The organism is Apibacter muscae (assembly GCF_007845635.1).
Lineage (GTDB): Bacteria > Bacteroidota > Bacteroidia > Flavobacteriales > Weeksellaceae > Apibacter > Apibacter muscae.
The window spans coordinates 96,737-116,745 of record NZ_SELG01000029.1 but is presented as its reverse complement, the minus strand read 5'-3'; the positions used below and the strand labels follow the sequence as shown (position 1 = coordinate 116,745).

Annotated in this window: 19 protein-coding genes; 1 reads left to right on the top strand and 18 read right to left on the bottom strand. The window is 31.7% G+C overall.

Features of this window, described 5'->3' with window-relative positions; translation table 11 throughout:
• Positions 1-8: 8 nt before the first annotated feature.
• The 13 genes from ETU08_RS02645 to ETU08_RS02585 all read right to left on the bottom strand — a co-directional run bounded on the left by ETU08_RS02645 (position 9) and on the right by ETU08_RS02585 (position 12,484).
• Positions 9-701 carry a metallophosphoesterase gene (locus ETU08_RS02645; protein ID WP_146261464.1) on the bottom strand — a complete coding sequence of 231 codons (693 nt, stop codon included), beginning with the start codon at positions 699-701 and terminating at the stop codon, positions 9-11.
• The gene (locus tag ETU08_RS02640; RefSeq protein WP_146261463.1) at positions 692-1,198 is read right to left on the bottom strand and encodes a hypothetical protein; all 507 of its coding nucleotides are present in this window, start codon (positions 1,196-1,198) and stop codon (positions 692-694) included. Before ETU08_RS02640 ends, ETU08_RS02645 begins: the two co-directional genes overlap by 10 nt.
• A complete protein-coding gene (locus ETU08_RS02635; protein WP_146261462.1) occupies positions 1,195-1,794 on the bottom strand; it encodes a class I SAM-dependent methyltransferase in 600 nt (199 codons plus the stop codon). The genes ETU08_RS02640 and ETU08_RS02635 overlap by 4 nt, the downstream gene beginning before the upstream one ends.
• Positions 1,795-1,972: 178 nt before the next feature.
• The gene (argH, locus tag ETU08_RS02630; RefSeq protein WP_146261461.1) at positions 1,973-3,253 is read right to left on the bottom strand and encodes an argininosuccinate lyase; all 1,281 of its coding nucleotides are present in this window, start codon (positions 3,251-3,253) and stop codon (positions 1,973-1,975) included.
• Positions 3,254-3,276: 23 nt separating this feature from the next.
• Positions 3,277-4,359 (bottom strand): M20 family metallo-hydrolase, encoded by a 1,083-nt coding sequence (locus ETU08_RS02625; RefSeq protein WP_146261460.1) that lies wholly within the window; start codon positions 4,357-4,359, stop codon positions 3,277-3,279.
• Positions 4,360-5,142 carry an acetylglutamate kinase gene (gene argB / locus ETU08_RS02620; RefSeq protein WP_146261459.1) on the bottom strand — a complete coding sequence of 261 codons (783 nt, stop codon included), beginning with the start codon at positions 5,140-5,142 and terminating at the stop codon, positions 4,360-4,362.
• A gap of 90 nt (positions 5,143-5,232) precedes the next feature.
• Positions 5,233-6,576 (bottom strand): hypothetical protein, encoded by a 1,344-nt coding sequence (locus ETU08_RS02615; protein ID WP_146261458.1) that lies wholly within the window; start codon positions 6,574-6,576, stop codon positions 5,233-5,235.
• Between the two features lie 83 nt (positions 6,577-6,659).
• A complete protein-coding gene (locus ETU08_RS02610) occupies positions 6,660-7,610 on the bottom strand; it encodes an N-acetylornithine carbamoyltransferase (RefSeq protein WP_146261457.1) in 951 nt (316 codons plus the stop codon).
• A gap of 22 nt (positions 7,611-7,632) precedes the next feature.
• A complete protein-coding gene (locus tag ETU08_RS02605) occupies positions 7,633-8,760 on the bottom strand; it encodes an aspartate aminotransferase family protein (RefSeq protein ID WP_146261456.1) in 1,128 nt (375 codons plus the stop codon).
• Positions 8,761-8,774: 14 nt separating this feature from the next.
• Positions 8,775-9,569 carry a pyrroline-5-carboxylate reductase gene (gene proC, locus ETU08_RS02600; protein ID WP_146261455.1) on the bottom strand — a complete coding sequence of 265 codons (795 nt, stop codon included), beginning with the start codon at positions 9,567-9,569 and terminating at the stop codon, positions 8,775-8,777.
• 26 nt (positions 9,570-9,595) lie between these two features.
• Positions 9,596-10,576 (bottom strand): N-acetyl-gamma-glutamyl-phosphate reductase, encoded by a 981-nt coding sequence (gene argC / locus ETU08_RS02595; protein ID WP_146261454.1) that lies wholly within the window; start codon positions 10,574-10,576, stop codon positions 9,596-9,598.
• A gap of 36 nt (positions 10,577-10,612) precedes the next feature.
• Positions 10,613-11,800, bottom strand: coding sequence for an argininosuccinate synthase (argG, locus tag ETU08_RS02590; protein WP_221410534.1), 1,188 nt, complete (start codon positions 11,798-11,800; stop codon positions 10,613-10,615).
• A 60-nt stretch (positions 11,801-11,860) separates the two neighbouring features.
• Positions 11,861-12,484 (bottom strand): GNAT family N-acetyltransferase, encoded by a 624-nt coding sequence (locus ETU08_RS02585; RefSeq protein WP_146261452.1) that lies wholly within the window; start codon positions 12,482-12,484, stop codon positions 11,861-11,863.
• 521 nt (positions 12,485-13,005) lie between these two features.
• Here ETU08_RS02585 and ETU08_RS02580 point away from each other — a divergent pair.
• On the top strand, positions 13,006-13,293 hold the full coding sequence (locus tag ETU08_RS02580) for a rhodanese-like domain-containing protein (RefSeq protein ID WP_146261451.1): 288 nt from the start codon (positions 13,006-13,008) through the stop codon (positions 13,291-13,293).
• 249 nt (positions 13,294-13,542) lie between these two features.
• Here the strand turns inward: ETU08_RS02580 and leuB are convergent, their stop codons facing one another.
• The 5 genes from leuB to ETU08_RS02555 form a co-directional block, all read right to left on the bottom strand.
• Entirely contained in the window at positions 13,543-14,613 is a 1,071-nt protein-coding gene (gene leuB / locus ETU08_RS02575) for a 3-isopropylmalate dehydrogenase (RefSeq protein ID WP_146261450.1), read from the bottom strand.
• Between the two features lie 30 nt (positions 14,614-14,643).
• On the bottom strand, positions 14,644-16,158 hold the full coding sequence (locus ETU08_RS02570) for an alpha-isopropylmalate synthase regulatory domain-containing protein (protein WP_260390978.1): 1,515 nt from the start codon (positions 16,156-16,158) through the stop codon (positions 14,644-14,646).
• 90 nt (positions 16,159-16,248) lie between these two features.
• The gene (gene leuD / locus ETU08_RS02565; RefSeq protein WP_146261449.1) at positions 16,249-16,845 is read right to left on the bottom strand and encodes a 3-isopropylmalate dehydratase small subunit; all 597 of its coding nucleotides are present in this window, start codon (positions 16,843-16,845) and stop codon (positions 16,249-16,251) included.
• A 21-nt stretch (positions 16,846-16,866) separates the two neighbouring features.
• Complete coding sequence (gene leuC, locus ETU08_RS02560; RefSeq protein ID WP_146261448.1) at positions 16,867-18,261, bottom strand: 3-isopropylmalate dehydratase large subunit; 1,395 nt, start codon at positions 18,259-18,261, stop codon at positions 16,867-16,869.
• 40 nt (positions 18,262-18,301) lie between these two features.
• Positions 18,302-19,792: a 2-isopropylmalate synthase gene (locus ETU08_RS02555; RefSeq protein ID WP_146261447.1), complete on the bottom strand. Its 1,491-nt coding sequence runs from the start codon at positions 19,790-19,792 to the stop codon at positions 18,302-18,304.
• Between the last annotated feature and the right edge of the window lie 217 nt (positions 19,793-20,009).

Genomic DNA, 20,009 nt, shown 5'->3' with positions numbered 1-20,009 from the left:
ATTTTAATCTATTCTATCCTTATATATAGAATTTCCTTAGGACAATTGTATCTAAGAGGTAATAAATCACCTAAACCTTTGCTAACTAATATACAAGTATTCTTAATTTCTTTACGATCTAAACAATATTTATATAATAGATTTCCTGGAAAAAAAGTATTATTTATAGTTTTAAACAATATAATCTGTCCGCCATGCAGATGTCCGGCAAGGATTACATGAATATTTATTAATTCATCAACTCTAATTTTTTCAGGATTATGTATTAAAAGAATGTTCTTATCGCTCTCTGTAGAAGAAAGATTTTTTCTATTTTCCCATGAAGTGAAATTTATTCGACTACCATTTTTAGTAGTAAACGTAAAAATATAATCTTTTAAGTAAAAACAATTCGGAATATTGATCAATGAATTAAAGATTTTTTTTCCATACCAGGTATCATGATTCCCATGAATAAAAACAATTGGAAAAAGTGTAGATAGTTCTAAAATAAATAATCTAAAAAGAGTAGCACCTTGAGGTAGATCATAGTAATCTCCCGTAAGTGCAATAACATCAGGACTTTTGTCTAAAATGATTTTTTTTATTTCTTCCAACATCTTAGAAGAAAGTTTTATATGAAAATCACTAAGGTGTAGAATTGAAACATTATCAATTTTACTAAAAAGATTTATCTTTTCTTCTCTTACTTCTATTTGCATACATGTGATAAATAAACAATTCCATAAATAGAAAAAAACAACACCTTTTTAATTGTTAAGGAAGAAGTGATAATATTTTCTCTTTTAAATTTATTTTTTACATATAGAAATGCTATAAGCCAAAAGAACAAGCAAATAATGATATCAATTAAGTCAAAAGTGCCATGAATCCAATTGAAATATTGAAATATTTCTAACAAAATTGGATAGATAATGGGGATATATACGCAATAGAAATAATATTTTTTTATATTTATGTAAAAAGGGTATGAGAAAATTGTTGCTGAAAATACCCAAAGACCTTCAGGTAAAGAATAAATAATAAACTTATTTAATGGTAATATTCTTCTAACACATTGCTGCATTTCAACAAAACTTTTGGAGGAATAAAATTGTGTTAGTAGTTGATTTATAACTGTTTTTTCTGTTCTGTAGAAAATATAAATAAATAAGCAAAATGTTAAAACTATAAGGGCAGATAAATCGATTTTTTTCATAATTTTAAGAATAGTAGTAGTTTAAAATATCCAAACACGTCACAAGATATATTGTCTATTTTTTTAAATTTAGATAAAGCGGTAAGTTCTGATTCATAAAATATTGATTGGAAATGTAACAATTTTGCTATGGGATTGAAAATTCTATCTATATACTTAATAAAATTATTAGGAGTGAAATGATTGAGGATTATTAAAGTGCCTCCGGGTTTTAAAACTCTATAAACTTCACTAAGTAGAAGATTAGGATTGTCAACAACAGCAATAACATGTGGTAGAATAACATAATCAAAACGATCATCTTTAAACAAAAGATTTTCTCCATTCATACAAATTAATTCAATATGTTCATAGCATCTTAAATACATCTTAGCTTTATTTAACATAGCCATTGATGTATCTATGCCTGTAATTTTGTGATTTTTATAGAATTCTAAAGTTTTGCCGTTTCCTATTCCTATTTCTAAAAGTTTTCCTTTAGGTAAACTATTTACTTTATCTATAAGTAAATTATTTTGAGATTTGAAAAAGGGTTCAATAAAATAATAAAAATTAGAAATCCGATCATAAAATTTATTGCTTTTAGCAGGTTTCATATATTAGAGACAGTAAATGTGATATATTTTTTTTACTTAAAAGTAAAAATTGATTACCCAAATAGCTTGTAAACTTATTTACGCAGTGTTTTAAAGCATATACTGGTAGTGATGCATGATCATGTATTACCTATAAGGGATTTTAAAATATTCATAATAGTTTTTATTTAGTTTTTAGTTATATAATTTTTGACATCTTCTTTTTAATTTCTTCTAAACATAAATTATTTATACTCCCTTCGTGGGTGTGGGTTGTTTTTTTAGGAGATGTAAAAGTTCCTTTTTCTACTTGTTCACCAATTATTTTATAGGCATCTCGAAAAGGTATTCCTTGGTTGACTAGCTCATTTAAGGAATCTACGGTAAATAAGTAATCGTATTTAGGATCATCTAAGATATTATCTTTAACCTGTATATCTTTTAAAGAATAATGTGCCATCTCTAGGCAAGATTTAATAGTTTGGATGGCAGGAATTAAACCTTCTTTCAATAATTGCAAATCCCTATGGTAACCGCTGGGAAGATTATTGGTGATAAGAGTAAGTTCATAGGGTAAAGCTTGAACTTTATTGCATTTACCACGAATTAATTCAAACACATCCGGGTTTTTTTTATGAGGCATAATGCTGGATCCGGTAGTAAGATGTGCAGGAAGACTAACAAAATTAAAATTTTGGCTCATGTATAAGGTTACATCCATGGATAGTTTAGCAAGAGTTGAAGCTAAGCTACTCAGTGCAAAAGAAGTACTTTTTTCAGATTTTCCCCGGCTCATTTGTGCAGCCACAGAGTTGTATTTTAATGTCTTAAAGCCCAGTTCTTGGGTTGTATAACTTCGATCAATAGGAAAAGAGCTTCCATAACCAGCGGCAGAACCTAGAGGATTTTGGTCTACAACTTCTAATGCCGCGTTTAGGAAAATTACATCATCAATTAAACTTTCCGCATACGCAGAAAACCATAAGCCAAAGGAGGAGGGCATAGCAATTTGGAAATGAGTATATCCAGGAAGTAAAACATTTTTATATTTCTCTGCAGCTTCCATTAACAAATCAAACAACTCCTTGGTTGAATCTTTGATTAGATTTAATTCATCTTTAAGATATAAATTCATGTCTACCAAAACCTGATCGTTTCGTGATCTTGCCGTATGAATTTTTTTACCCGCATCTCCTATTTTTTCCGTTAATAAGAATTCTACTTTGGAGTGAATGTCTTCAAAATCTTCTTCAATAGAAAAATTGCCTACTTCAATTTCGTTCAAAATTTCATTTAAAGCTTTTAAAAGATTCTCTTTTTCTTTTTCAGTAATTAAACCTACTTTACAAAGCATCTTCGCTTGTGCAATATTTCCTAACACATCGTATTTAGCTAAAACTAGATCAAGTTCTCGATCGTTTCCTACAGTAAAAAAATCAATTTGTTTATCAGTAGATATTCCTTTTTCCCAAAGTTTCATTTCAATTTTTTCTTTTTAAAAGTTTAAGATATAGTTAGGGTATGGTTTAATAATTCAATATATAGTGGTATGGCTTCTTCAATTTCTTTTCTATAAATAAACTCGTTAGCAGTATGAGAGCGCAAGGAATCTCCTGGGCCCATTTTTAAAGAAGGACAGTAAAGAACTGACTGATCGGAAATTGTAGGAGAACCATAGGTTTCTCTTCCCAATTTTATACCTGCTTGTACCAAAGGATGTTCTTTAGGTATGAAGGAGGATTTTAAATGCAAAGATCTGGGGGTTATAATCACTTTGTCTGATCCTATATTATTTACAATCGTGGAAAGAATATCTTCATTGGTATAGCAATCATTTACACGAATATCAACAACAATTTTACATTCATCCGGAACTAAATTGTGTTGTTGTCCGGAATTAATTTGGGTCACGCTCATTTTTACAGGGCCCAAAACCTCAGATTTTTTTTCAAACTCAAAAGTCTGAAACCATTGAATAATATTTATGGAATTATAAATAGCATTATCTATATTGGTATGTGCTGCATGGCTAGATGTACCTTTGATAATAATATCTAAAACAAGTAAACCTCTTTCAGCAATGGCTAAGTTCATTAAAGTAGGTTCACCTACAATGGCGCAATCCAACTTGGGTAAAAGTTCAAGAATACTTCTTAAACCATATTTGCCGCTGTTTTCTTCTTCTGCACTGGCGGCTATAACTAAATTATAATTTAAATCTTCTCTTGAATAAAAATAGGTAAAAGTAGCCAATAATGATACTAAGCATCCACCCGCATCGTTGGAACCTAACCCGAAAATTTTCCCATCTTTTTCTAGCGCTTCAAACGGATCGTGGGTATAACCTTTGTTGGGACGTACTGTATCTTGGTGTGAGTTAAGTAATAACGTAGGTTTACTACTATCAAAATGTTTATTAAGTGCCCAAACATTATTTTTTTCTCTTTGAAAGGGGATTTGGTGATGAATAAACCACGCTTCAATAAGTAGAGCAGTTTTATCTTCTTCTCCAGAAAAAGAAGGAGTTTCAATTAAGTTTTGAAGAAGAATAATCGCTTTTTCTGTTAACTTCTGTATAGATTTCATTTACATTGAAATATAGGTATGGGGTAGGTTTGGGTTTTTAATAATTTCAGGATTTGCAATCCTAATTTCCTTAACTCCTAATTGTAGAGCTTGGAAGCAATTTTCTAGTTTTGGAAGCATACCTGAATGGATAATATTTTTAGTTTTGAGTTCTTGAAAGTAATTAAAATTTAAACTTTCAATGACGCTGTTCTCATCATCTATATTTAAAAGTACTCCTCTTTTCTCAAAACAATAGGTTAAAGAAACATTAAATAAGTGAGCCAAACCAGTAGCTAAAGATTGGGCAATGGTATCGGCATTTGTATTTAGTAATTGACCTTTTTTATCGTGAGTAATAGCACAAAAAACTGGAGTAGTTCCAATTTCTAATAGTGATTTTATCCAAGAAGAATTTACTGAGATAACATCTCCAACAAAACCGTAATCAATATTAGAATTCTCTCTTTTTTTTGATAATATACTGTTGCCATCTGCTCCGGTAAGCCCCATGGATGGGGTACCCAATGCTTGTAACTTAGCAACAATTTTTTTGTTACACAAACCTGCATAAGTCATAACCGTAACATCCAGCATATCCTTATCGGTAACCCTTCTCCCATCCATCATAATGGTTTCAATTCCTAGTTTGCTGGCTAAACGGGTTGCTTCTTTTCCTCCGCCATGAACTAAAATTTTATATCCTTCTAAATTTGAAAAGTCTTGTAGAAATGAGGACAGTATTTTTGAGTCATCAATGACATTACCCCCTATTTTAACTATGCTTAGTTTTTCACTGTTCATCCTAACAACAAAAGTAGGAATTTTTTTTTCTATTAAATTTCAATACTTCATGATTTAGTGTATAAACATTTCATTTTTTCTCTAAAACTGTTAAAAATTAATGTTTATATCAAAACGCAATCGATTGCTGGATTTTTTGTAAGAAGGATCAATACCGTATAAACCTTTAATTTGTTCCATAAAAAATAAACGAGATTTAAATTCTAGGAATTTATTTAGTCGGTAGGAAATAGCAAATTCAGGTCCTTGGATATTGGTGGAAGCCCATGGAACGAAATCGTACTGTGCAAAGTAATCCATGGCGGCATATTTTTCCATGTATAAATAAGAGATGCCAAAAAAAATATTTTTAGGGATGGAAGAATTTCCTAAAGATACAGTACCTATAAAACCATTTCTTTGTTTCGTAAAATTAGGGGCTGTTTCTGAATTGAATTCTTTAGAGTTACTAAAAGAATTATATCCACTAGCATTATAGATATAAGAAGAAATGGGGTTTCTCTTATAGTTTTTCATATTATAGAAATAATCAAAGGCAAAAGTTAAATATTGCAATTTGGGTAAAGTTAAAGCCCAATGGTTTGTCCATATCATATAATCAGGAGCTAGATCTCCATCCATGTAAAGGTTATTTCCATTATTGTTCCAATCTTTAGTATACTTGGTGGGTAATTCGTTGGCTATTAAGAGTCCAGTTTCAAAAGTCCATGAAATATTTTCTTTTTTCTGTTGAATATTTATAGCTCCCCCATAAATTTTACCCTGTTCTTTAAAGGAGGTATTCCCTTTGTAATTTTCAATAAATAAAGCAAATTTAGGATTTAAGGTTAAAGAGCCTAGTAAGTATGAACTTTTAAAACTAATCCCATCGTGAGTAGGAACATCAAAAAGTACGCCTTGTTGATTTGTCCATATACGACTAGCATTTTGTCTTCCCAGCCGGAATTGGTTTTTTGAAAACTTCCAATCTAGCCATAATTCATCTAGAATGATGTTAAACCTCTCATCTGAATTACCACCAAAATTTATAAAACTATATTGTTTATTTCCCGTGCGTATTCTCGCATGAAAATCAAAGTTTGGAGATAAAGCCACATCAGTCATTAAATGAAAATTAAATCGAGACCAAAAACGTGTATGATCTTTGATTTTAACACCGTTGGTGGGATTTAAAGAATTTTGATTAAAATCCCATTCTCCTACTCTTAGGGTTGATTTTCCACTAAAAATTATTTTTCCTTTTAAAAAGGATAAGTTTGGGGAAGAATCTGATTGTTGGGTCTTTAATTCCTTTTTTTGAATATTTAATTCTTTTTGTACCTCAGTTCTTATTAAGTCTTGCAAATCTTTTTTAGAAATAAGTAAGGTATCTTTTTCTTGAGAGTAAGATAGAAGGCTTATAAAAATAAAAAAAACAAATAATCCCTTTTTCATTTAATTGTTTTAAATTAAACAAATATAAGATAAAAAAAGGGATTTTTATTTTAAATTAGGTTAGTAGAAAAATAATTTTATACCTATTCTAGGTTGTTTAATAAGCTTGTGATTATGGTTTGTGCAGAGTATGTGCGATTATTGGCTTGTGGAATTACGATGGATGAATCACTATCTAAGATTTCATCTGTAACCACAACATTTCTTCTGACTGGCAGACAATGCATAAATTTAGCATTATTAGTTAAATTCATTTGTCTACTTCCAATGGTCCAAGTAGGATCATTATTGGTGATTTCACCGTAATGAATGTAATTGCTCCAATTTTTTCCATAAATAAAATCTGCGTTTTTAAAAGCTTCATCTTGATTATATTCTATGCTTACACCTTTAGTTATTTCTGGATTTAATTCATAACCTTCTGGATGTGTAATTACAAAATCAACATCCATTTTTTTCATCATTTTTATAAAAGAATTGGGTACGGATTGTGGCAGTGCCTTAGGATGAGGTGCCCAACTAAGTACCACTTTTGGTCGTTTAGTTGTCTTATATTCTTCAATGGTTAAAGCATCAGCTAAGGCTTGTAGTGGATGTTCGGTAGATCCTTCTAAGCTTATTACTGGAACTGTGGAATGCTTTACAAATGACGATATAATGGATTCAGCTGCATCTTTTTCTTTATCTTTTAAGGAAGGAAAACTTCTAATGCCTATAAGATCGCAATATTGAGAAATTACTTTTGCTGCTTCTTTTATATGTTCGGAAGAAGAGCCGTTCATAATTGCTCCATCTTCAAATTCTAAAGTCCAACCTTCACTATTTAGATTCATAACTATACATTCCATACCTAAGTTTTGCGCGGCTTTTTGTGTGCTAAGACGGGTGCGTAAACTAGGATTGAAAAATAATAGACCTAGGGTTTTATTTTTTCCTAATTCTTTATAGTCAAAAGGATTTTCTTTAATCTTTTTAGCAAGTTGTAATATTTGATCTAAATTTTCAATATCGTCAACAGAAGTGTATTTTTTCATTTTCAATTGAATTATTTCTTATTTATTGCACACAAGATTTTAAGCTTTCAAATAGCGTATCTATTTCCTGATTTTTAATTGTAAGTGGAGGTAAAATGCGTAGTAATTTTTTGTTGTTTGAATTGCCGGTGAAAATATTTTTTTCGTAAATGAGTTTTTTTCTTAAATCGGCAATTTCAAAGTCAAATTCTAAGCCTAGCATTAAACCTTTTCCTTTAATTCTTTTTATTTGAGGAATAGTTTTGAATTTTTCTATAAAATATTGAGATTGTTCATTTACATTATCTAAAATTTTTTCATTTTTCATAACTTCTAAAACGGCTAAAGCGGCAGCACAAGCCAAATGATTCCCACCAAAGGTGGTCCCTAGTAAACCATAAGAAGCCTTAAATTCTGGAGATATTAGAATTCCACCCACAGGAAAACCATTTCCCATTCCTTTAGCTAAAGAAATAATGTCAGCTTTTATATCGTGATATTGATGCGCAAAAAATTTTCCAGATCTACCATAACCGCATTGTATTTCATCTAATATAAGAACCACTTGGTTTTGTTTGCATAATTTTTCAAGCTCTCTAAAAAAATCGGTAGTTCCTTCCTCTAATCCTCCAACTCCTTGTATGGCTTCTATAATAACAGAAGAAACATCGCCTTTTTCAAGTTCTTTTTTTAGTGAATCTATATCATTTAATTCTAGGAAAGTTACCTTTTGTTGAGCGTTTATTGGCGCTACAATTTTAGTATTATCAGTAGCAGCAACCGCAGCAGAAGTTCTTCCATGAAAGCTATTCTTAAAAGCAATGACTCTAGATTTTTGTGTATGGAAAGAAGCAAGTTTTAGTGCGTTTTCATTAGCTTCAGCCCCTGAGTTGCATAAAAACAAACTATAATCAGGATAGCCGGAGAATTCAGGGAGTATTAGACCTAATTTTTCTTGTAGTGGATTGATGATGGAATTGGAATAAAACCCAATTTTATTTACTTGTTCTGTAAGATAATTTACATAGGTTGGGTGAGAATGCCCGATTGAAATAACTCCATGCCCTCCATAAAAATCAAGATAGGGGATTCCTTTTTTATCCCAAACAGTTGCGCCTTTTGCCTTTTCTGGAGTGATATTATAAAGTGGGTAAACGTCAAATAAGCTCATGTTGATTGTGTTTTTTATTTATCAGTAATATGATTAACTTTATGAAAAGATGCAATAAGCCCCTTGATAATTGAGGAACTTAATCCATGATGTTCCATTTCATTTAAACCGGTAATGGTGCATCCCCCCGGTGTAGTTACTTTGTCAATTTCTTGTTCCGGGTTGTTGTTAGTTGATTTTAAAAGTTTAGCTGCCCCAAGACAAGAATGAATGGCCATATCTAGGGCTTCATCAGCTTCAAGCCCCATTTCCACAGCTCCTTCTGTGGTGGCGCGTAACATTCTCATCCAAAATGCAATTCCGCTTCCACAAATAACTGTAGCAGCAGACATATGTTTTTCAGTAATTTCTAAGGTATGTCCTAATGAATTGAAAATATTTAAAGCAAGTTTCATTCTTTCAACCCCACTTTTGTTGGAACATATACAGGTCATAGACTGTCCCACTGCAATTGCCGTATTAGGCATCGCTCGTATAATGGGGTGTTGAAAACCTATAATTTTTTCAATATTTTCAGTAGTATAACCCAACACTACTGAGATGATAGTTTTTTCATTGGTAAAAAGGTTTTTGTTTTGAATTAATATTTCTTCCAATTGATAAGGCTGAATTGCGAATATAATTACATCAGAATTTATTATAGCCTCTTGATTGTCACGGGTAAAGTGAATTTTATCAGAGGTTTTTAATTCTTTGATAGTATTAATATTTCTTTTTGTAATGTATAAAGATTTATATAGATCACTTTTTATAATGCCCTTGGCTATAGATAAGCCTAAATTTCCTGCTCCTATGATGGCTATTTTCATTGTAATATTTTTTTGTGTTTTGAAATTTAAAAGCCAATAGATTTTAAATGTAAACCTTCCATTTCATTGAAACCAAATAGTAGATTCATATTTTGTACCGCTTGCCCAGAGGCTCCTTTAGTTAAATTATCAATCACTGAAGTGATTAATAAAACATCCTTATGTTTTTGAATCTCTAATAAACATTTATTGGTATTGAGTACCTGTTTCATTGATAGAGGTTGATCGGAAACAAATGTAAAAGGATGTTCTTCATAATACTCATTATAAATATCTATAGCTTCCTCTCTAGATAGATCAGATTTTATATAAACTCCTGCTAATATTCCTCTTGGAAAGTCCCCCCGCATAGGAAGAAAATATAATTGATGTTTGTTTTGACCTAATTGGTAGATACTTTGTGAGATTTCCGCTTCATGCTGATGGCTAAATTCTTTATAAAAAGAGGCATTGTTGTTTCTCCAACTAAAATGTGTAGTTGGAGATAGGGATTGTCCTGCACCGGTCGAACCGGTTACAGCATTTATATGAATGTCTGAGTTTATTATTTTTTTATAAGCTAAAGGTAATAGGGCTAGTTGGATTGCTGTTGCAAAGCATCCAGGATTAGCAATATGTTGAGCCTCTTTTATTTTTTCTTTATGAAGTTCAGGTAAACCATAAGTAAAAACCTTTTTTTGAAAAGTATGATTGGGTTGAAGTCTAAAATCATTGCTTAAATCTATGATTTTGGTATTCGTAGAAAAAGGATTTTCTTCTAAGAATTTTTTTGAATTTCCATGGCCTAAGCATAGAAAAACCACATCAGATTCATAGTCTAAAGTATTAGTAAATACTAATTTAGTTTCTCCCAACAAATCGGTATGAATTTGGGTTATAGGATTTCCTGCATTCGTAGTACTATATACAGATTTTATTTCTACTCTAGGATGATGAATAAGAATTCGAAGCAATTCTCCGGCTGTATATCCTGCACCTCCAACAATGCTAACTTTTAATTTTTTCAATTTTTATTCATTTAAATTTAACAGGATTCTTATTGTTTAATTTTTATCTTTTAAGTTATGGTAAATTTTTAACTGATTACCAAAAATTTTTATAAATCCTTTTGCGTCTCTGGAATCCCAAGCATCATTCTCCTCACCATAGATGGCTACTTTAGACTGCATCATATCGTAAGGGGACTCTATACCGATCATTTTAAAATAATAGGGATTTAATTCTATGTGTACTTTTCCAGTGACATGATTTTGGGACGATTCTAAAAATTTTTCAATATCTCTCATTATAGGATCTAGATATTGAGCTTCGTGCAATAGAGTTCCGTACCAATTCGCTAAAGAATCTTTATGTAAAAGTTGCCAACGAGAAAGGGTATGCTTTTCAAGTAAATGATGTGCTTTAATTAGTAAAACTGGAGCTGGAGCTTCAAAACCAACTCTTCCTTTAATCCCTAGAATTGTATCTCCGATATGAATGTCTCTACCAATTGCATATTTACCTCCTATATCGTTTAATTTTTGAATGAGAGAGACAGGCTCCAATCTTTCTCCATTGAGTCCTATAGGCTCACCTTTTTCAAATTCCAATTCTATTTGTAAAGGATTATTTTCCGATAGTTGGGTGGGGTAAGCCTCCTCGGGAAGTGCTTGATTGGAAGTAAGGGTTTCCACTCCACCTACAGAAGTTCCCCAAATGCCCTTATTAATGGAATATTTTGCTTTTTCCCAATTCATATCAATACCCTGATTTTGCAGGTATTCGACTTCTTGTTGTCGTGATAGTTTTTCATCTCGTATGGGAGTTATGATTTTTGATTGTGGTGAAATTATAGCAAAGGCTAAATCAAAACGAATTTGATCGTTACCGGCTCCAGTACTGCCATGTATTATATATTCAGCATTTATTTTTTTTGAGTACTCGGCAATAGCTATAGACTGAAACATTCTTTCAGCACTTACAGATAGGGGATAGGTATTATTTTTTAAAATATTACCAAAAATTAGATAGCGTAAACATTCCTTATAAAATTTTTCAGTAATATCAATAGTTTCATGATGTTTGGAACCGAGCTGATAAGCTCTTTTTTCTATGTTTTTTAGTTCCTCTTCTGAAAATCCTCCTGTATTAACGATGACTGTATGAATTTCCATGTTTTGTTCTCTGGAGAGATTAACTAAACAATAGGAGGTATCTAATCCACCACTGTAGGCTAAAACTGCTTTTTTCATGATTGAATAACTTTTAGTTTAAATTAGGTTTTAAGTAAGGTTTTTAATTTTAATGATTGGTTATTTAAGCAACAAAGATTCTTTAATTTTTTTTAAACGATTAAGTATTTTTTTATCAAAAGAATTTTTCTTTTCCTGCGTAGAAGATTTTGTTTCAGTCTTAGGGTCAAATAGCATACCAGTGCACAAACACATTTTATTTTGTTTACTTTGTAATATATTAAAATTGGTGCAAGTTTTACAACCGTTCCAAAACTCTGGGTCTTCAGTTAATTCAGAGAAAGGTACTGGTTTGTATCCAAGCTCAGAGTTGATTTTCATTACTGCTAACCCGGTAGTAATCCCAAATATTTTAGCCTCAGGAAATGTTTTTCTAGTGTAATCAAACACAAATTTTTTAATTTTTTTTGCTAAACCAATGCTTCTGTAATCCGGTTGAACGATTAAGCCGGAATGAACTACAAATTGTCCATTTTGCCATTTCTCAATGTAACAAAATCCTGCAAATTTTTCACCATCTAAAGCTATTATTGCTTGACGTTGATCCATTTTATTTTGTATATATTCAGGAGTTCGTTTCGCAATTCCGGTTCCTCTTACTATAGCAGATTGGTATATGGTTTCGCAAATTTCCTCAGCATATTTGTAATGCTCTTCTGTAGCAACAACAATATTAATTTTCATATTGTAATATTGATAATGAGTTTGGTTAAAGTTTTAAATTAAAGAAATGCAGTGAGAATTTCTATAAGTCATGTAGTAGCGGCTTTGTAATTGATTTAAATTATAATCAAAGCCTAATCTGCCTATAAAAGGAATTTAAATAAAAAGAAATATTTGAATTAATCTTTTTCAATTATTATTCTTGTATTGAATTTCAATCCAAAATTAAATAAAAAAAATAAAATATAATTATAATTATAATTTTAATTTTAATTTTAATTTTAATGTTTTATTTATGTTAAGAAAAAATTATATTCTACAAAGCTGATTAGTAATTTATAGGTTATTAAATTTTAAAAAATTATTAAAATATATTTATATAAATAGCTCAATAAATTTTTTGCTGATAAAAATGGTTCTGAATTCATTTTATATGTTTCTACTTCTTAAATAGACATACATAAATTTCTTAAAGAGTAAAATGACTAAGATTTAAAGTGTATTTGTATTTTTGCTTATAATAGTTAAAGTATAAGTGAATTATGGAAATTGATAAAATAATAAAAGAACCTACAGTTACCTTTCTAGATGTTAGGGAAAAAGAGGAATTAATTAATGAAGGTGAAGTTAAGGGTGCGATTTTAATCCCCATGAGAGAAGTTCCCGAAAGATTGGATGAAATCAAATTGTTTTCTAAACCCTTAGTTGTGTTTTGTCGTTCCGGGAATCGTTCAGAGAACGTAGTTAATTTTTTAAAAGATCAAGGATTAACAGAAGTATATAACGGAGGAGGTTTTAATGAAGTTAATGTGCTTTTAAATGATCATTAAAGAATGTATTGAAAATTTTATAAACACAAATTCGGAATTAGTAAATGGTTGAACTAATTAATAGTGAAACTGAAGTAGTTGCTATTATATATTTAAAGTTAGAATTATTGGAGATGTAAAACACTCAAATATCTAAATACTTATTAAAGGGTTATTATTTTTAAATATTAACTTTCTGTGTAAACCAAATATAAATAGAAAAGACCTTTAATACAAAGGTCTTTTTTACTTCTTTATAAGTCAATAATTCTAATTATTTTTAATAAAATTAATTATCCATTCTCCGACTTCAGAGGTGGAATATGCTTTTTCTCCAGAGGCTATATCTTCTGTAACTACTTTTGCATCCATAGAAGCATCAACAGCTTTTCTAATTAATGCTCCTTCTTCTTTTAAGTCAAAAGCGTATTCAAGCATTAGGGCAGCTGATAAAATGGTAGCTAAAGGATTGGCTATATTCTTTCCTGCTGCTTGAGGGTATGATCCATGGATCGGCTCAAATACAGAAGTATGTATTCCAATAGAGGCAGAAGGAAGCATTCCTAAAGAACCAGTGATCACAGATGCTTCATCTGTAAGAATATCTCCAAATAAGTTTTCAGTAACTAAAACGTCAAATCGTTTAGGCCATTGTATAATTTGCATTGCAGCATTATCCACGAACATATATTCTGTTTCTATATGCGGAAATTCTTTTTCAATTTCCTGTGCTACTTGTCTCCATAAACGTGAAGTACATAAGACATTCGCTTTATCTACAATGGTTAATTTTTTATTTCTTTGTTCTGCCAATTTATAAGATAGCCTAACAATTCTTTCGATCTCTTCTCTGGTATATACACAGGTGTCGTAGGCCGTATTTCCATCTTCACTTCTACCTTGGGGGCGTCCAAAATACAAGCCTCCGGTTAATTCTCTTACGCACATAAAGTCAGCTCCATCTACCAGTTCTGCTCTTAATGGGGATTTATGAATAAGTGAAGGGAATGTATTAATGGGTCTTAAGTTTGCATATAAGCCCAAGTCTTTTCTCATTTTAAGTAAGCCTTGTTCTGGACGAACTTTTGCTGAAGGATTATTGTCGTACTTAGGATCCCCGATAGCTCCAAATAATACAGCATCTGATGCCATACATAGTTCATGAGTTTCTTGGGGGTAGGGTACACCTGTTTTATCGATGGCAATGGCTCCTACTAAAGCCTCTTTGTATGATAATTCATGATTGAATTTTGAACAAATAGCTTTTGTTACTTCTAAAGCTTGAGTAACAATTTCAGGACCTATTCCATCGCCTGGTAGAACTGCTATATTTAATTTCATGTTGTTGTGGGTTATATTAAATAAATTTAATTACATTTTTTCAATGATGTTGAGCATTTTTTCAGTGGCTTGAATTGCTGCTTCTGTCTGGTCAGCATCTAGACCACGAGTTTTAAATTCATGATTGTTATACTTCCATGAAATAACCGTTTGAACTAATGCGTCCGTATGTCCTCCAGGAGGAATTATAACTTTATAATTGGTTAAGATAGGTTTGGTTTTATTTAGTTTTTGATATATAAGTGCAACAGCCTTAAAAAAAGCATCGTATTGCCCATCTCCCGAAGAGGTTTGCTCATAGATTTTATCGTTAATTTCAACTTGAATAGATGCTGTGGGATGTAGCCCTTTGCTTAAGACTAAAGCATAGGATTTTATTTTTACCTTTTTTTCATTTTCATTGGTATTTAATACATCGGAAATAATAAAAGGTAAGTCTTCTTGAGTAATAATTTCTTTTCTATCCCCCAGTTCAATTACCCGATTGGTTACCTTTATCATTTCATCATTGTCCAGTTCAATACCTAAGGCTTCCAAATTTTTTTTAATGTTTGATTTTCCTGATAATTTGCCTAAAGCATATTCACGTACGCGCCCGAACCGATCAGGATACAAGTCATTGTAATATAAATTGTTTTTATTATCCCCATCTGCATGTATTCCAGCGGTTTGTGTGAATACATTTTCTCCTATTATGGGTTGGTTGGATGATATATTTAAACCGGAATATGTTTCTACAACACGACTTACTTTGTTAAGCAAACTTTCCTTGATAGAAGTTTTAATTTTCATTTGATCGTGTAAAACAGCTACTACGCTTGGCAATGGAGCATTACCGGCACGTTCTCCTAAACCATTCATGGTAACATGAATTCCTTGGACACCAGCTTCAACTGCTGCCATTACATTAGCAACTGCTAGATCATAATCATTATGAGCATGATAATCAAAGTGTAATTTTGGATATTTAGTTATAACATCTTTGCAGAATTTTTTTGTCGTATTCGGATTTAATATTCCTAAAGTGTCAGGAAGCATGAATCTTTTTATAGAAGTATCCTTTAGTTCATCAAGCATTTGATAAACATATTCAGGAGAATGTATCATTCCGTTAGACCAATCCTCTAAATATACATTTACCAGTATATTCATTGAATTTGCTAATTCTACATTTTTTTTTATATCATACAGATGTTGCTCAGGAGTTTTTCTAAGTTGGTTGGTTACGTGATTTAAGGATCCTTTAGTTAGTAAGTTAATAGTTTTACACCCGGATTTTTTAATCCATTCCAAAGAAATGCCATTATCTACAAAACCTAAAATTTCTAATTTATCTAAATGTCCAGAATTCTTAGCCCAATTAGCAATCTTTTGCACAGTGTTAAATTCACCTTCTGATACTTTTGCAGATGCAATTTCAAGGCGGTTTACACCCATTTCAGTTAATAAACGCGTGATACTTAATTTTTCCTGCGTGGAAAATGATACTCCTGAGGTTTGTTCTCCATCTCGGAGAGTTGTATCCATGATCTCGATTGTACTCATTTTTATTATATCCTTGACTTTTAATAAACTTATAGATAAATTTTAAAATAAGTCAGTTTACAAATATTTGTAAACTGACTTAAAATTATTTTAATAAGAATAAACTCTATTTTTTTCGTATTCTTCTATTTTATCTTTTTTAGATAAAAGATAATCTATGTCATCCAGTCCTTTTTGTAAGCACTCTTTTTTATAAGCGTTGATTTCAAAAGATTCACCTTCTCCAGTATGATTGTTGGTTATTATCTGTTTATCCAAATCAATGGTTATGGTATTTTTAGGATCGGCATGTATACTTTCAAATAGCTCTGATAAAAATTCTGGGCTAACAACTACTGGTAAAACACCGTTATTTAAAGAGTTGTTTCTAAATATATCTGCAAAGTAGCTGGATACTACTGCTCTAAACCCATAGCCGGAAACTGCCCAAGCAGCGTGTTCTCTACTTGATCCACTACCGAAATTTTTTCCTGCAACTAATATTTTTCCTGAGTAGGTAGGGTTGTTAAGAACAAAGTCTGGTTTAGGACTTCCATCCTTATTATATCTCCAATCAGCAAATAAGTTGTCTCCGAAACCTTCTTTATCTGTGGCTTTTAAAAAACGTGCAGGTATGATTTGGTCAGTATCAACATTTTCTATGGGAAGTGGGACACAGGTTGATGTTATCGTTTGAAATTTTTCCATTTTTTTAAGATTAAATTAGAATTAGTTAAGTTTTCTTGGGTCAGTTATTTTTCCGGTTACAGCTGCGGCAGCTGCTACTAATGGACTTGCCAATATGGTTCTAGCTCCTGGTCCTTGTCTTCCTTCAAAATTTCTGTTGGTGGTAGAAACTGAATATTTTCCAGCGGGAACTTTATCGTCATTCATGGCTAGACAAGCAGAACACCCCGGTTGGCGAACCTCAAAACCTGCATCTACAAGTATTTGATATAAGCCTTCTTCTTTCAATTGTTTCTCTACTCTATGACTTCCAGGTACTAACCAAGCAGTAACATTTTCTGCTTTTTTCTTCCCTTTTACAAAGTTTGCAAAAGTTCTGAAGTCTTCAATTCTTCCATTGGTACAACTTCCAAGAAATACATAATCTATAGGTTTACCTTCCATTTTATCTCCTGCTTCGAATCCCATATAGTTTAAGGATTTTTGAAATGATATTCTTCCGGTTTCATCCAATCCTTCAAGGGTAGGAATATTTCCAGTTATAGAGACCCCCATTCCTGGATTGGTTCCATAGGTAACCATAGGTTCTATTTTGCCAGCGTCAAATACATATTCACTATCAAACTTAGCTCCTTCATCAGTTTTAAGGGTTTTCCAATATTCAACGGCTTTTTCGTAAGCTTCTCCTTTAGGGGCAAAATCCTTACCTTTTATATATTCAAAAGTAGTTTCGTCCGGTGCGATCAAACCTCCTCTTGCTCCCATCTCAATACTTAAATTACAAAGAGTCATTCTCTCTTCCATATTTAAGTTTCTTATGGCTTCACCTGCGTATTCTACAAAATAACCGGTTGCACCTCCAGTGGTTAATTGTGAGATCATATACAATGCTAAGTCTTTAGCGGTAACTCCCTTTTGTAATTTTCCGTTAAAGGTAATTCTCATTGTTTTAGGACGGGATTGTAGGATACATTGAGTCGCTAATACCATTTCAACTTCACTGGTTCCTATACCAAAGGCAATTGCTCCAAAGGCTCCATGGGTGGAGGTATGGCTGTCTCCACATACAATGGTCATACCCGGTTGCGTGTATCCATTTTCAGGACCTATGATGTGTACAACTCCATTTCTTTCATTTCCAAGAGCATATAAAGTTAATCCAAATTCTTCAGCGTTTTTTGAAAGAGTATCTAATTGTTTTTTAGATATAGGATCTTTCACCGGTTGATCTTGATTACAAGTTGGGGTATTGTGATCTGCCGTTAGAGTGGTTTGGTTAGGTCTAAAAACTTTTAGTCCTCGCTCTCTAAGTCCATTAAATGCTTGGGGGCTGGTTACTTCATGACAGAAATGTCTATCTATGTATATTTGCGTAGGACCTTCTGGTATTTCTGAAACAGTATGCGCATCCCAGATTTTATCAAATAACGTTTTCATGTTTTTATTAGTATTTTAATATTATTAATCTTATTTTAATTTATACAGGAATTTTATTTATAGCATCAATAAAAGCTTCTACAGAGGCCGTTGTAATATCAGTATTGGCTGAGAATCCATAATAAACTACGTCGTTATATTCAATTTGCATATGTACTTTTCCTAAATCGTCGCTTCCTTTATTAATGGCTTGAATAAGAAATTCCTGAATTGTCACTTGTCTTTTAATAATCTCTCTCACGGCTTTAATTGCTGCATCAACAGGTCCATTTCCAAAGGAAGAATTTGTGAATTTTTCTCCAGCTATGTTTAAAGTAACTACTGCTACAGATTTCATTCCTTTCCCTGATGAAATTTGTAAATATTCCAGCTTAATTCGGTTAGTGCTGTTTAATTCTCTTCCGCATAAAATTAATAAATCTTCATCATTGATATCTTTTTTTCGGTCTGCCAACTCTAAAAATTTAGTATAAATTTGACTTAATTCGTCTACATCAACTTTTATATCTAATAAGTTTAATCTGCTTTTTAAAGCATGTCTACCACTTCGTGCAGTAAGAACAATGGAATTATCTTTTATACCCACTTCTTTAGGATCAATGATTTCGTAAGTAGATAAATTTTTTAAAACACCATCTTGGTGAATTCCTGAAGAGTGAGCAAAAGCATTTCTTCCTACTATTGCTTTATTGGGTTGAATTGGCATATTCATTAAGTTAGAAACCATCTTACTTAATGGATATATTTTTTGTGTATTAATATTTGTTTCTATATTTAATTCTTTGTGGCTTTTTATAGCCATAACAACTTCTTCTAAGGAGGTGTTACCGGCACGTTCACCAATTCCATTAATGGTAACTTCTACTTGTCTTGCACCATTAATTACACCCATAATTGAATTTGCGGTAGCCATACCTAAATCTTGATGACAATGGGTAGATAAGATTGCGTTTTTCATATCCACATGCTCAACTAAATATTTTATTTTCTCTCCGTATTCAGTAGGTAAACAGTAACCCGTGGTGTCAGGTATGTTAATAACTGTAGCACCTGCATTTACAACTGCTTGAACTACTTTAGCTAAGTATTCATTGTTAGTTCTACCAGCATCTTCTGCATAGAATTCGACATCTTCAACAAATTTTTTTGCATAGGATACTGCTGCAACAGCCCTATTTAGTATTTCCTCTTGGGTGGAGTTGAATTTATATTTAATGTGTAAATCAGAGGTTCCAATACCAGTATGTATTCGTTTGTTTTTTGCATATTTAAGGGCTTCAGCGGCAACTTCAATGTCTTTTTCAACTGCTCGAGTTAGTGCACAAATGGTTGGCCAAGTAACAGCTTTAGATATTTCGACAACTGAATTAAAATCTCCAGGGCTGGAAACAGGGAAACCTGCTTCAATTACATCAACTCCTAGTTCTTCTAATGCTTTTGCGACTTCAATTTTTTCAATTGTATTTAATTGACAACCAGGGACTTGTTCTCCATCCCGTAATGTGGTGTCGAAGATAAATAATTTCTCCATTGTACTTTTTATTCCTTGTTTATTTATGAAAAAAGCCTTTCTCTATACTAGGATGAGAAAGGCTTTTAATATTTTGTAATCATTTACTACATAAGCATTACTCATCCTGAGTTACGTCAGGATTAGAATAATACCTAAAATGTTAGTAAATATATTCATGTTCTTATTTTTCTGTACAAATTTATATACTTTTTACATTAAAAGCAAAACAAAACAA

Excerpts from the sequence above, each read along its gene's own strand:
- ETU08_RS02645 (WP_146261464.1), bottom strand. The coding sequence starts at position 701 with ATGCAAATAGAAGTAAGAGAAGAAAAGATAAATCTTTTTAGTAAAATT.
- ETU08_RS02640 (WP_146261463.1), bottom strand. The coding sequence starts at position 1,198 with ATGAAAAAAATCGATTTATCTGCCCTTATAGTTTTAACATTTTGCTTA.
- ETU08_RS02635 (WP_146261462.1), bottom strand. The coding sequence starts at position 1,794 with ATGAAACCTGCTAAAAGCAATAAATTTTATGATCGGATTTCTAATTTT.
- argH (WP_146261461.1), bottom strand. The coding sequence starts at position 3,253 with ATGAAACTTTGGGAAAAAGGAATATCTACTGATAAACAAATTGATTTT.
- ETU08_RS02625 (WP_146261460.1), bottom strand. The coding sequence starts at position 4,359 with ATGAAATCTATACAGAAGTTAACAGAAAAAGCGATTATTCTTCTTCAA.
- argB (WP_146261459.1), bottom strand. The coding sequence starts at position 5,142 with ATGAACAGTGAAAAACTAAGCATAGTTAAAATAGGGGGTAATGTCATT.
- ETU08_RS02615 (WP_146261458.1), bottom strand. The coding sequence starts at position 6,576 with ATGAAAAAGGGATTATTTGTTTTTTTTATTTTTATAAGCCTTCTATCT.
- ETU08_RS02610 (WP_146261457.1), bottom strand. The coding sequence starts at position 7,610 with ATGAAAAAATACACTTCTGTTGACGATATTGAAAATTTAGATCAAATA.
- ETU08_RS02605 (WP_146261456.1), bottom strand. The coding sequence starts at position 8,760 with ATGAGCTTATTTGACGTTTACCCACTTTATAATATCACTCCAGAAAAG.
- proC (WP_146261455.1), bottom strand. The coding sequence starts at position 9,569 with ATGAAAATAGCCATCATAGGAGCAGGAAATTTAGGCTTATCTATAGCC.
- argG (WP_221410534.1), bottom strand. The coding sequence starts at position 11,800 with ATGAAAAAAGCAGTTTTAGCCTACAGTGGTGGATTAGATACCTCCTAT.
- ETU08_RS02585 (WP_146261452.1), bottom strand. The coding sequence starts at position 12,484 with ATGAAAATTAATATTGTTGTTGCTACAGAAGAGCATTACAAATATGCT.
- ETU08_RS02580 (WP_146261451.1), top strand. The coding sequence starts at position 13,006 with ATGGAAATTGATAAAATAATAAAAGAACCTACAGTTACCTTTCTAGAT.
- leuB (WP_146261450.1), bottom strand. The coding sequence starts at position 14,613 with ATGAAATTAAATATAGCAGTTCTACCAGGCGATGGAATAGGTCCTGAA.
- ETU08_RS02570 (WP_260390978.1), bottom strand. The coding sequence starts at position 16,158 with ATGAGTACAATCGAGATCATGGATACAACTCTCCGAGATGGAGAACAA.
- leuD (WP_146261449.1), bottom strand. The coding sequence starts at position 16,845 with ATGGAAAAATTTCAAACGATAACATCAACCTGTGTCCCACTTCCCATA.
- leuC (WP_146261448.1), bottom strand. The coding sequence starts at position 18,261 with ATGAAAACGTTATTTGATAAAATCTGGGATGCGCATACTGTTTCAGAA.
- ETU08_RS02555 (WP_146261447.1), bottom strand. The coding sequence starts at position 19,792 with ATGGAGAAATTATTTATCTTCGACACCACATTACGGGATGGAGAACAA.